The following is a 12,060-nucleotide window of genomic DNA, read 5'->3' as shown; positions in this document are numbered from 1 at the left end:
CCGCCTCAAACGACTGCAGTACCGCTCCGACATCCTCGACGGCTTCCTCAGCGGAACCGGACTCTCCCTCGACCTCCCACCGCCATCACCTTGAAACGCCGAGGTCAGTAACCGCCCCGGTTTCGATGTCATCTTCTTGTTTCGACACGTCGTCAGCGCTGCCGGTTCCTCTTCCGGCCGACTGTCACGTGTCAGAACGACGTCGGAGCCATGCCGTGGCCAGCATTCCCAGAACCACCAGCAAACCGCCGACCGCGATCCCGATGTGCTTCGCGCTCAGCAGACGGTTGTTCCTGCCTTCAGCCGCAGCATCGCGCGGAGGAGGGGGGATGGTGGCCCCGGAGCTGGGAGTCTCCGGCCCAGGCTGGCCGTCTTGGGGATTGTCCCCTGCTTGGGGCGACGGGGAGCCGGACGCGCCGCTCCCGTCGGCAGCTCCACCCCCGTACGGAGGAGCGCCGTCACCGCGGTCACCGTCGTCGTGCTTGTCGATGCAGTGGGCAGCCGGGAAGGAGAAAACTCGCTCGTGGCGGTCGAATGCCTTCACCACGAAGAGCGGGTGCTCCCTGAAGAAGTCACGAATCTGCCACTCGTACTGGTTGCTGGTCTGGGTGGGATAGTTCACGTCCAAATACGTTGAAACATTGAAGCTGTCCCACGGTGCTGCCGGCGACGAGGGTGAGGATGACGCGTCCCCCTGGAGAACGAGAGCCTCCGGCCCGTGCCGGCCGTTCTTCAGGATGATTCTGAAGTTCTGGTCGATGAGTACGACACGGCGGGAACTGTGGCAGTCACGCAAGGGATTGTGGTCATGGTGTCGCCCCTCCCCCTCCCCATCCCCGTCCTGGAGCCACATGGAGCCGAACGCATGCCGTGCGGACGCCTGCGCAGCGACGTCCGCCAACGGAGACGCAAGGGCGATTACCGCACCCGCCAGCGACGCTGCGACCCGGGGACGACGATTCATCCAACGACCTCCATGGGTGGCGAACGCGCTGGACCGCCTGTTGGGCGACGCATCCGAATCTCGGAAGAAGTTAAGAGGAGTCGACTCGTCATATCGTGAACATCTCGGGGGAGCCCTCCTTTTGTCACTCAGCCGCAGCAGTTCCGGGAGAAGGAGGTAGGGCATGGGCCGGTCCGGGCACCGTGACCGGCCTCCCCGGCCTCCCCGGCCCCACCGGCAGCGCCGCTGGGCCGCTGGGCCGCTGGGCCGCCTTGTCATTCCCGCACACCGAGGTGGTAGACGGTGACGCCGCCGGCACTCGCGACGGGACGGTAGCCGGCGGCGGGGAGGGCGCGAAGGGCTTCGGCCTCCTGGCCGGCGGGGAAGAGGCCGTCCCGCGGGTGGTCGGGGGCCGCGACCCAGTCGGGCTTCGCGCCCGGGCCTCCGGGGTAGTACGGGAAGAGGAAGACCCGGGTGCGGTCGGTGAGTTGGGGTGCGATGCCGTTGGCGGCAGCCACCTGCGCACCGTCCGGGATCACCCGCAGCACTCCGCGCACGGCGTCGGCCGTCGCGTCGCGCTGCCAGGTGGCGGGCCGGGCCAGCTCGGCGAGGGGGCGGAAGGGCAGGGCGGCGGCCGTCACCGCGAGCCCGACGGCCACGAGGCCGCAGGCCGTCCACCGCCGCAGGCCGTGCCGCGCGCGGAGCCGGGCCAGGGCGTCGGCGAAGGCGAGGAAGACGATCGGCATCAGGACGGCGCCGTAGTGGAAGCCCGTCCCCCAGTAGGCGGGGTTGGTGGACCAGAACCGCCAGCCCAGGGTGGGGAGCGCGAGCAGGATCAGTGGGGAGCGCAGCGCCAGGAACGCGGTGGGGGCCAGCAGCACGGCGACGGTCCCCCACTTCTGGGCGGGCAAGAGCAGCCTGGTCACGGGGTCGCCGGCCGGGCCGTCCACGTTGGAGAGGTAGGTGTAGACGCCGTCGGGATTGAGGGCCGGGATGACGACCAGCACCACCAGCGCCACGGTGGCGGCGGCGAGCGCGACGACGCCCGCGCCGAGTCGGCGGCGACCGTGCCAGAACAGGTAGCAGCCGACGGCCACGACCGTCGCCGCCAGGTCCTCCTTCACGAGCAGCAACGGCAGCGCGCACCACGCGGCCGCACGCCACCTCCGCAGCGTCAGCCGCTCCAGGGAGAAGGCCAACAGCGGTACGGCGAAGGCGATTTCGTGGAAGTCGAAGGCCACCGCCTGCTGCAGACCGACCGACAAGCCGTACCCGACGCCGATGCCCGCGCCCGCCCACGGACCGGCCGCCCGCGCCGCCACCCTGGTCACCGGGACGGCGGACACGGCGAGCAGCGCCGCCTGGGCGACCAGCAGGGTCATCGGGGAGGGGAAGACCCGGTAGAGCGGTGCGAGGGTGGCCAGGATCGGGTGGAAGTGGTCCCCGAGCAGGTGGAAGCCCGGCCCCTTCAGCTCGGAGACCGGCGCGCGGCCCTCGGCGTAGCCGCGGACGGCCTGCTCGAAGATCCCCAGGTCGAAGCCGGACGTCCGCAGGTGCAGATGGCGGGAGACGGACAGCGCGGTGTAGGCGGCGAACAGCACGGCGGCGAGCGCCCAGGGCAGCAGGACGGTCCGGCCCGGCCGCGGCGGCTCGGGCAGCGGCCGGGATCCGGGCCGGGTCCGCAGCTGGGAGTGGAGCTGGGACTGGGGTGCGACCGTGGCGCGGGGTGCGCGGGTCAGGGTCAGGGTCACGGGGCTCACCTCGCGGTAGGGCGGACGTGGGGCGACCCCCGAAGCGTCCGACCCGCCCTCTGAAGATCCGCTGAAAGAGCCTGAAAGCACCTTCAGGAACCGTGACACCCCCCGTGACATGCTGAGACGCATGCGCGTACTGGTGGTGGAGGACGAGACCCGGATGGCCGATGCCCTCCGGGACGGGTTGGAAGCGGAGGGCTACACCGTGGACGTCGTCCACGACGGCCGCTCCGGCCTCTGGTACGCGCGCACCGGCGACTACCGGGCGATCGTGCTGGACGTCATGCTCCCCGGCCTCAACGGCTACCGGGTCTGCGCCCAGCTGCGCCAGGAAGGCATCACCGCCCCGATCCTGATGCTCACCGCCAAAGACGGCGAGTACGACGAGATCGAGGCCCTGGACACCGGCGCCGACGACTACCTCGCCAAGCCCTTCTCCTATCCGGTCCTGGTCGCCCGGCTGCGCGCCCTGGTCCGCCGCGGCGGCGCCGAGCGCCCGCCCGAGCTGACCGTCGGCGACCTGATCCTCGACCCCGCCGACCGCTCCTGCCACCGCGCCGGCACCCCGGTCGCCCTCACACCCCGCGAGTACGCCGTCCTGGAGTGCCTGGCCGAACGCCCCGGCGAGGTCGTCGCCAAGACCACCATCCTCGACCAGGTCTGGGAGAGCGGCTACGAGGGCGACCCGAACATCGTCGAGGTGTACGTCAGCGCGCTGCGCCGCAAGATCGACGTCCCGTTCGACCGGAACTCCATCGTCACCGTGCGCGGTACCGGCTACCGGCTGGACTCCCGTGGCTAGGCCGCCGCGGCTGCTGCGCTCACTGCGCTCGCTGCGGGCCCGTTCCGCGGCGGCGGCCGGCCTGGCCGCTGCCGCCGCCTTCACCGCGGGCGCGTTCTGGCTCAGCCACAGCCTCTACGACTCCCAGTCGGACGACGCGAAGGCCGCCGCGCAGGCCCGCCTCGACGTGGCGGTCGCGGACATGCGCACCGGCCACGTCCCGGCGAGCGGGCTGCTCGGCGGCGACCGCGCCTATGCCCTCGTCCTGGACTCCGGCCGGCTCCTGGAGGTCAGCCCCGACCTCGAACCCTTCCGTGCCCAGGTCGCCGCCCAGCTCACGCCGCTGCCCGAAGGCGAGCAGGTCTCCCGCGCCCTCACGCTCGGCGCCCCGGCCGCCGGCACCGCGAGCCGTCTGGCCCACCACACCCTCCCCCTGTACGGGCAGAGCGCCGGCGGCATCGACGGCTACTCCCTGCGGTCCGGCTTCGGCGAACCCGACCGGGGCGAGCGCACCGTCACCGCCTACCTGCTCGTACCGCCCTGGGACGCCGAACGCGTCCAGGAATCCGTCCAACGGCTGCTGCTGGTCGCCGGGCCCTTCGCCGTCCTGCTGGTGGCCGCCATCGCCTGGGCGGTCACCGCCCAGGCGATGCGCCGGGTCGAGGCGATCCGCACACAGATGGCCTCCATCACCGCCCAGCACCTCGACCGGCGCGTCCCCGTCCCGCCCACCGCCGACGAGATCGCCCACCTCGCCACCACCACCAACCAGACCCTCGAGAAGCTCGACCACGCCGTCACCGCCCAGCGCCGCTTCGTCGCCGACGCCTCCCACGAACTGCGCAGCCCCCTCGCCGGACTGCGCACCTCCCTGGAGGTCGCCCTCACCCACCCCGACCGCACCGACTGGCCCACCGTCGTCCGCGCCGCACGCGCCGACACCGTCCGCCTCCAGCACCTCGCCGACGACCTGCTCCTGCTCGCCCGCCCACCCCTCGCCGCACCGGCCCACCACACCCGGGTCGAACTCACCGACCTCGCCCGCGACGTCGCCGCCGAACTCCCGCAGGGCACCAGCCGGATCACCGTCCACGCCGACCGCCCGCTGGAAGTCCCCGGCAACGCCGCCCAACTCCACCGCCTGCTCCGCAACCTGCTGGAGAACGCGCTGCGCCACGCCGCCGACCGCGTCACCGTCACCCTCACCGAGGACCACGGCCCCGACGGTCAGTGGGCCGTCCTCGAAGTCCTGGACGACGGCCCCGGCATCCCCGCCCCCGACCGCGAGCGCGTCTTCGCCCCCTTCACCCGCCTCGACGAGGCCCGCACCCGCGACACCGGCGGCGCCGGACTCGGCCTCGCCATCGCCCGCGACCTGGCAACCCGCCACCACGGCACCCTCACCCTCGCCGACTCCCCCACCGGCGCCCGCTTCCTCCTCCGACTCCCCCTGCCACCACACCCCGCCCGCACTCCGTGAGCCCCGCCCGGACCAGCCGCTCACCGGCGATCCCCCCCCCCCCGGCTCCACGCCAGGAGGTCGAACTCACCGGCACTGCCCCTGGCCGGGCGGTCCGGACGGTCAGCAGCAGGTGTGCGGTGCCGCGACGGCCCGGGCTGTCGGCGCCTCGGCGTCGGCGATCCGGCCGCGCAGCATCGCGTCCATGACCGCCATGTACCGCTGCGTCCGGGGGCCGCCGAGGAGGAAGGGGTTCGCGGCGCCGGGCGGCTGGCGGCGCAGTAGTTCGGCGCGTTCGAGGCCGTGGTCGTTCGGGTGGTTGGAGAGCTCGACCTCCACGTTCGCCCGGCGCATGACGGCCCGGAAGGCGTGGACGGACGCGAGGAAGGTGCGCAGCTCCTCCGCCGTCGAGGGCGGGTTGAGGCCGCCCCACAGCATCGCGCTGTGGTGCCGGCGGCCGGCCCGGACGGGGATGACCGGGGAGACGGTGCCGGGGGTGTGGCCCGGAGTGTGGTGCAGCTCGATCGTCGTGCCGCCGAGCGTGAGCTGCTCGCCGTCCGCGATGTCGAGGTCCCGGGCGGGGGCGTCGGCCGGGCGGGTGCGGGCGAGGAGGTCCCAGTCGGCCGGGGACATGTGCACGCGGGCGCCGTAGCGGTCGGCGAGGGTCTGCGCGCCGCCGAAGTGGTCCGAGTGGCCGTGGGTGAGGACGACGCGCTTGATCGCCGCCGGATCGGCTCCGACCGCGCGCAGCCCGGGGACGATGATGCCGTCGGCGTCGGCCGGGGAGGTGAGTGCGTCGATCAGCACGATGCCGTCGTCCGTCAGCACCGCCATCGCGGAGACCCAGCCCGCGCTCAGGAGCACGAGGTTGTCGAACAGCTTGACGGGCGCCGGCGCGGGCAGGTCAGGAAGGTCGGAGCCGGGGGTCAGCGCCGTCACCAGGGCACGCAGCACGGGGTCGTCGCCGGCGAGGCGGCGGGCGCGGTCGTAGTGCGGGCGGGAGGCGGACGGCGTACCCGCGGAGGTGGAGGCCGGGGCCGACGCGACGGCCGGGGCCGAGGCGGCGATCGGCGCGGCTCCGGCGGCGATGCCCAGGACGGCGAGCTGGGCGAAGCGGCGTCTGGTGAAGTCGGCGTCCGTGGCGGTCCGGCGGGTGGGGTGGATCACGGCGGTCGGGGCTCCTGGTGGTCGGGGCTCTTGGCGGTCGGGGGTATTGGTGGTCGGGGGTATTGGTGGTCGGGGGTGTTCAGCCGAGGGCGCCGACGACGGTCTTCGTCGCCTGGGCGATCAGCGCGTCGTCGGAGGTGGCGTCGGCCTTGCCGCGGTCGGACATGACGACGATCACGACCGGGCTCCGGCCGCCGGGGGGCCACGCGACGGCGACGTCGTTGCGAGTGCCGTAGCCGCCGTTGCCGGTCTTGTCGCCGACCTTCCAGTCGGTGGGCACGCCCGCGCGGACGTAGGGGGCGCCGGTGGTGTTGCCGATGAGCCAGTCGGTCAGCAGTCGGCGCCGGTCCTCCGCGAGGACGTCGCCGAGGGCGTAGCGGCGCAGGTCGGCGGCGAAGACGCGGGGGGCGCTGGTGTCGCGGGTGTCGCCCGGGGTCGCCTCGTTGAGGGTCGGCTCGGTGCGGTCGACGCTGGTGGTCGGGTCCCCGAGGTCGCGCAGCGACTGCTGGACGGCCGCCGGACCGCCGAGCTCGGCCATGACGAGGTTGGCGGCGGTGTTGTCGCTGTACTGGATCGCGGCGGCGGCCAGATCACGCACCTTCATGCCGGTGGCGACGTGCTGAGAGGTGATCGGCGCCCACGCCAACACGTCCTCCTGGCGGTACGCGACCACCTTCTCCAGTTCCTCGTCGGAGGCCTTGCGCAGCAGAGCGCCGGCGGCGAGCGACTTGATCGTGGACGCGAACGCGAACCGCTCGTCGGCCCGGTAGGCGATCTCCCGGCCGCTGCCGGTGTCCACCGCGTACACGCCGAGGCGGGCGCCGAACTGCTGCTCAAGTCCCTTGAAGGAAGCGCTCGTCGTATCCGTCGAAGGCGTCGCGCTGGATGCCGGGGCGGGTGTGCCGGCAGCGGCATGGCTACTGAGTCCCGCAGAGCCGCACCCGCTCAGCAGGGTGGCCGCGAGCAGGGCCACGGCGGGCAGCGCGGTACGGGGGCGGCGAAGGGCAGGCGTCATCGGTGGTCTCCCAGGTGGTTCGTGTCGTCACCCTCAGCTAAACAGGCCGCCGGGCCATCAGTCCAAGACCACTATGGTAAAGAGATCGATATGAGAATGCCTATGATTGCTGGCCATGGACCTGTTGGGGCACCTACGCCACTTCCGCGCTGTCGCCGAGGACCGGCACTTCGGCCGCGCCGCCGAGCGCCTGCGGATCGCCCAGCCCTCGCTCTCCCAGCGGATCAAACGTCTGGAGCGCGAGCTCGGCGTGACCCTGTTCGACCGCGGCCCGCGCGGAGTCGAGCTCACCCCGGCGGGCCTGCTGCTGCTCGCGGAGGCGAAGGAGGTGCTGGAGAGCACCGCCCGCCTCCTCGCCACCGCCGCCGACCTGCGCACCGGCCGGGCGGGCACCCTGCGCGCGGCCGTGCCGCCCGAGCTGGGGCCGGCCGTCCTGGCCGCGCTGCTCACCGGCTTCGAGAGCGCCTCCCCCGGCACCCGGCTCGAACTGCGGGAACTGCCGGTCGCGGCCATGGCGCGCGAACTCGCCCAGCACACGGTCGACGTCGCCGTCGTCCGCCACCCGTGCCCGGCCGCCGGGCTGGCGTTCGGGCCGGTCCTGCACCAGCCGCTCGGCGTCCTGCTCGCCGCCGGGAGCCCGGACGCCGACCGCCCGGAGCTGGCGGTGGCCGAACTGACCGGTCGGCGCCTGGTGTTCTTCCCCCGCGCCACCGCCCCCGCGCTGTACGACGAGATGCTCACCACCCTGACCCGGCACGGCTGCACTCCCGAGGCCGTCGTCGACCCGCCCGGCCCTGACGTCGCGGGCGCGCTCGTGCTCACCGGCAGCGCCGTCGCCCTGGTGCCACGCACCGCGCCGCCACCGGGTACAGTCTGGCGTCCGCTGACCGGCACCCCGCTGGCCTGGCGCACCTCCACGGCCTGGCCGACCGGTAGCGGCGGCCCTGCCGTCCGGCTGTTCGCCGAGGCCGCCCACGAGGCGCTGACCGAACACGGCGGCCTCCTGCCCCAGCCGCCCAACCCCCCGCTCTTTCCCCGGCCCGCAATGGAGTTCCCGCTGTGACCAGCGACCGCGCCCACGGCAACCGCGCATCCGGCGACCGCCCCGCCGGCGCCCGCACCGCACGCGCCCGCATCGCCGCCGCCTTCGCCGACGCCGGCGTCAGCGGCCGGCTGCACGCCCGCGACCTCGACACCGGCACCGAGATCGCCCTCGACGCCGACACCCCGGTCAGCACCTCCAGCGTTCACAAGCTCTGCCTCCTGGTCACGCTCTTCCGCGAGGCCGCCGCCGGACGGATCGACCTGACCCGCCAGGTGGACGTCCCCGCCGCCGGCCGAACCTCCGGGGGCACCGGCCTGGCCGCCATGCTCGACGCCGCCCGGCTCTCCCTGCGCGACCTCGCCTACCTGACCGTCGCCGTCAGCGACAACGCCGCCGCGGACGTCCTCTGGGACGAGATCGGCCTCGACACCGTCAACCGCACCATGGCCGACCTCGGCCTGACCCGCACCGTCGCCGTCCACAAGCTCCGCGACCTCATCGCCGCCCTCGCCGAGGACACCGGCCGGGACTCCCCGGTCGACCCCGCCGTCGTCGCCCGCCTCAGAGTCCTCGACCCCGCCTTCACCAACCGCAGCACCGCCCGCGACATGACCACCCTGCTCGCCGCCCTCTGGCACGGCGACGCCTGCCCCGGCGAACACGGCGCCGCCCTCCGCCGCCTGCTCGGCCTCCAGGTCTGGCCGCACCGCCTCGCCTCCGGCTTCCCCTACGACGACGTCCGCGTCCACGGCAAGACCGGCACCCTCCCGACGCTGCGCCACGAGGTCGGCGTCGTCGAATACCCCGACGGCGGCCGCTACGCCCTCGCCGTCTTCACCCGCGCCGCCGCCACCACCATCACCCTCCCCGCCGCCGACGCCGCCATCGGCACCACCGCCCGCCTCGCCGTCGACGCCCTGCGCGCGATGGCGGCCGGGAGGGGGGACGGCCCGTCAGCAGATCAACAGGTCCGGTGACCTGCGAGGTCACGCAACGAGCGCGGCTCGCGGTTCAACTCCCGACGCCCTATTGAACGCTGTAGTTCAGGATGATGGTGGTGTCGTCGGCAGTGGTGTACTCCAGGGTGCCGTCGCCGGTGATGGTCCGGTAGGCGCCGGTGCCGCCGACGATCGCCACCGGGAACTGCCTTCCGGGGTTGGGGACGGTGCGTTCGTGCATGGTGCTCACGTGCACCTCCCCGCCGGCCAGGCGCAGGATCGCCTTGTCGTGGAACTTCATCGGGCGGTCTCACGAGGACATCGTCCAGGCTCGCGACGAGTGGCAGGCCGCCACCGACCGCTTCGGCGCCGTCCAGGGCTACCCGGGCAACCACCTCCCCGCCCCGGAGCTCCCCGGCAACACCCGGCAACACCCGACACGTCATGCGCGAACTCGCCAGCCCCACCCCCCTCTCCCAGCCAGGTGCCCCCAACACCTGTCGCGCGCGGTCGACGGTCGGACCATCACCCCACGTCAGAGCGGCCGGTAGGCGATCTCGGTCGACGGCCCATCCGCCCGGCCCCGGAACCACTCGCGACACACCAGAACAACGCACCCCACGCCTCGCCGAAAGTCCGGATGGAAATGACCGAGAACACGTAAGGTCGAGGTTCGTTCGATTGACCCTCACAAAGGCGGTCTGGATACTGATCGAGCACGACGCAACCGAAACTCGTTGCGAAGCGGACTCCGATTCGACATTTTATCCGACTGAGGAGAATCCATGATCTCGAAAGCGAAGAAGGTCGTGAGCTCGATGGCGATGGCCTTCGCCGCGGCGGCCACGCTCACCGTGGCCGTGCCGTCCGGCACCGCCTTCGCCATCGACCATGTCCAGTGTGACGGGAGCCGCAATGACTTCCTGAAGATCTGGTCGCACCTCGACGGCCGTGACAGCGTCGACTGCTACGCGAACGGGGGGACGATCGGCTTCGGCGGGTGGTGGATCGACCGGATCTCCACGGGGAACAACGACTTGGTCTACTCCGATGCCAACGGCGACTCGGTGAGGGTCAACCGCTGGACCGACATCACGTACCCGAACCGCCCGCCGAGGGTCAACTCCATCCAAATCCTCTGACGAACCGGCGGAGCGGGACCCGAACGGAAATTCGCCCGGCCGCATCACCGCAAGTCCCCGCGGCGCTTTGATCGCCGTCGAATTTTCTGTGACGTGAATTCGCTCAATTCCGGTCCACCGGCGCCGGCCATGCCCTCCAGGGGCTGGCCGGCGCCGGCATGTGGTGTCACGGCTGCCCGCCGAGCCCCAACTTCCGGACCCCGAAAGGGGAGAAGACCATGTGCGCGGCCCAACCGCGGTGAATCAGCGCGATCTGCGAGGGCACCGGCATCACCGGGTACAGCTCCCTGCCCCGCGACCAGTTCGCGAGCAGGCCCTCCGTGGTGTCGACCGCCGAAACCAGCATCGTCACCTGGAGGTCCCCGTCACCCCAGGTGTTCCACAGGGCCCATCCTTCGGGCCTGGCCTCGACCCCGAGGCGCGAGCACACCTCCTCGTAGCTCTCCCCCATGCTCTCCGGCATCGCCCCCGGGCCGCGGGATCGCCACCCCGGCCAGCTTCACCTCGGACCGGTCCGCCTCCTCGCCGAGGCAGCCGTCCCCCGGGAAGTGGTAGTGCCGGATCTCCCGGGCCAGCCGCGCGCGGTCTGGTCGTACACCTCGGTACGCCGGCCGGCCTCCCGGAAGTGCCGTCACTGGCGGAGGCTCTGGCCGGGGCCGCTCCGCCGGGTGGAGCGGCCCCGGCGGACCGGTCGTGGCGGGGGTCAGCGGGTGCTGAAGTCCGCGTTCCAGGAGGCGTTGCCGGTGCGGGCCAGGCCGACCTCGTTGTAGTCGCCGAGCATGATCCCCAGGTGAAGGGGCGACCTGATCCAGCCGTCGACGGCGGCGTCGATGTCGGTGGGGCCGTAGAAGGCGATCTCGCCGAATCCCCTCCCGGTGTAGCCGAGGTTGCGCGCGATGCCGTTCGAGTCGCAGAAGTGGCCGGAGACGCGGCGCTGGTCCATCTGGTCGGCGTTGCACTTGGCGGCCTGGGAGAGCGTCTGGTTGAGGCGCACCGCCGGCTTACCGTTCTGGGCGCGCACGGTGTTGAGCCGGTCGAGGAAGCGCTGCTCGACGGAGGTACCCGGGCCCGGGCCGGTGCCCGACCCGATCAGGTCGAACCGCTGGGACATGCTGCCGTCGCAGTTCTCGACGGTGACCTCCTGGTCGAGGCCGTGGTAGGTCAGACAGCGGTTGTCGCGGGCGTTGTGGAGGTAGGTGCCGCCGCCGGCGACGGGCTCCAGGGTCCACTGCTGGTTGGCGCCCGCCCACCAGTGGATGAACTGGGTGGACCGGCCGTCGTTGGTGTCCATCTCCAGCACGCGCTCGGTGCCGTCGACGTTGCGGGCGAAGTCGACCCGGTCGCCGGGCTTGTTGGAGATCCAGAACGAGGTGGAGGCGTTCTGGTAGTTGCGGGCGACGATCCGGGAACCCTCGCCGTCGGCGCTGGCCAGCGAGTTGTGGTTCTGGTGGTCCTGGATCGTGATCATCTGCTCGACCACGGCGGCGTTCGCCGGCGCGGCGAGCAGCGTGATGCTGCTCGCGGATATGGCGGAGACGGCGAGCGCCAGGCCTGCCAGCCGGGTGCGGCGGCGGGTGCCGGTGCTCGGGCGGGGGCGGAGGGTCCGGGCGGACGGGTGGGACACGGGGATCTCCTGTTGTCGGTGGACCGCGTGCGGATGCGACTGCGGAACGCGGTCAGGACACCAGGACTGGATTGACGATCGATCAGCAGCGTGTTGACAAATAAGACAGTTGGATTCTCATCCCGCGCCGGACCGCCGACCCCGAAGGGACCCATGTCCACCGCCGCACCCGCCCTCCCCCCGTTGCACCGA

At 72.3% G+C, this 12,060-nt stretch carries 12 protein-coding genes and 1 pseudogene; 6 read left to right on the top strand and 7 right to left on the bottom strand.

Annotation, left to right across the window (positions count from 1 at the left end):
* Positions 1-184: 184 nt before the first annotated feature.
* Positions 185-964: a hypothetical protein gene (locus AB0O82_RS37970; RefSeq protein ID WP_363589502.1), complete on the bottom strand. Its 780-nt coding sequence runs from the start codon at positions 962-964 to the stop codon at positions 185-187.
* 254 nt (positions 965-1,218) lie between these two features.
* Complete coding sequence (locus AB0O82_RS37965; RefSeq protein ID WP_363589500.1) at positions 1,219-2,694, bottom strand: DUF2079 domain-containing protein; 1,476 nt, start codon at positions 2,692-2,694, stop codon at positions 1,219-1,221.
* Positions 2,695-2,824: 130 nt separating this feature from the next.
* On the opposite strand from AB0O82_RS37965, the gene AB0O82_RS37960 reads away from it, so the two are divergent.
* Positions 2,825-3,499, top strand: a complete 675-nt coding sequence (locus AB0O82_RS37960; RefSeq protein ID WP_363589498.1) for a response regulator transcription factor — start codon at positions 2,825-2,827, stop codon at positions 3,497-3,499.
* The gene (locus tag AB0O82_RS37955) at positions 3,492-4,958 is read left to right on the top strand and encodes a HAMP domain-containing sensor histidine kinase (protein WP_363589496.1); all 1,467 of its coding nucleotides are present in this window, start codon (positions 3,492-3,494) and stop codon (positions 4,956-4,958) included. The genes AB0O82_RS37960 and AB0O82_RS37955 overlap by 8 nt, the downstream gene beginning before the upstream one ends.
* A 102-nt stretch (positions 4,959-5,060) precedes the next feature.
* Here AB0O82_RS37955 and AB0O82_RS37950 read toward each other — a convergent pair whose 3' ends face one another.
* Together AB0O82_RS37950 and bla are read right to left on the bottom strand one after the other, a co-directional pair.
* A complete protein-coding gene (locus tag AB0O82_RS37950; protein ID WP_363589494.1) occupies positions 5,061-6,104 on the bottom strand; it encodes an MBL fold metallo-hydrolase in 1,044 nt (347 codons plus the stop codon).
* A gap of 79 nt (positions 6,105-6,183) precedes the next feature.
* The gene (gene bla / locus AB0O82_RS37945) at positions 6,184-7,119 is read right to left on the bottom strand and encodes a class A beta-lactamase (RefSeq protein WP_363589492.1); all 936 of its coding nucleotides are present in this window, start codon (positions 7,117-7,119) and stop codon (positions 6,184-6,186) included.
* A 115-nt stretch (positions 7,120-7,234) separates the two neighbouring features.
* On the opposite strand from bla, the gene AB0O82_RS37940 reads away from it, so the two are divergent.
* Positions 7,235-8,182, top strand: a complete 948-nt coding sequence (locus AB0O82_RS37940) for a LysR substrate-binding domain-containing protein (RefSeq protein WP_363589490.1) — start codon at positions 7,235-7,237, stop codon at positions 8,180-8,182.
* Between the two features lie 71 nt (positions 8,183-8,253).
* Complete coding sequence (locus AB0O82_RS37935; RefSeq protein WP_363589504.1) at positions 8,254-9,141, top strand: serine hydrolase; 888 nt, start codon at positions 8,254-8,256, stop codon at positions 9,139-9,141.
* A gap of 49 nt (positions 9,142-9,190) precedes the next feature.
* Here AB0O82_RS37935 and AB0O82_RS37930 read toward each other — a convergent pair whose 3' ends face one another.
* Positions 9,191-9,403: a hypothetical protein gene (locus tag AB0O82_RS37930; protein WP_363589506.1), complete on the bottom strand. Its 213-nt coding sequence runs from the start codon at positions 9,401-9,403 to the stop codon at positions 9,191-9,193.
* Between AB0O82_RS37930 and AB0O82_RS37925 the strand changes: the two are divergent.
* Positions 9,381-9,518: pseudogene (locus AB0O82_RS37925) on the top strand (pirin family protein); the annotation flags it as partial. The gene AB0O82_RS37930 and the pseudogene AB0O82_RS37925 overlap by 23 nt on opposite strands.
* Before the next feature lie 369 nt (positions 9,519-9,887).
* Complete coding sequence (locus AB0O82_RS37920; RefSeq protein ID WP_363589488.1) at positions 9,888-10,244, top strand: beta/gamma crystallin domain-containing protein; 357 nt, start codon at positions 9,888-9,890, stop codon at positions 10,242-10,244.
* A 166-nt stretch (positions 10,245-10,410) separates the two neighbouring features.
* Here AB0O82_RS37920 and AB0O82_RS37915 read toward each other — a convergent pair whose 3' ends face one another.
* Entirely contained in the window at positions 10,411-10,695 is a 285-nt protein-coding gene (locus AB0O82_RS37915) for a hypothetical protein (RefSeq protein ID WP_363589486.1), read from the bottom strand.
* 252 nt (positions 10,696-10,947) lie between these two features.
* Positions 10,948-11,868 (bottom strand): CAP domain-containing protein, encoded by a 921-nt coding sequence (locus AB0O82_RS37910; RefSeq protein WP_363589484.1) that lies wholly within the window; start codon positions 11,866-11,868, stop codon positions 10,948-10,950.
* Between the last annotated feature and the right edge of the window lie 192 nt (positions 11,869-12,060).

The organism is Kitasatospora sp. NPDC088264 (genome assembly GCF_040685715.1).
Classification (GTDB): Bacteria; Actinomycetota; Actinomycetes; order Streptomycetales; family Streptomycetaceae; genus Kitasatospora.
The sequence above is the reverse complement of the archived record's forward strand: the minus strand, read 5'-3'. Positions and strand labels throughout refer to the sequence as shown.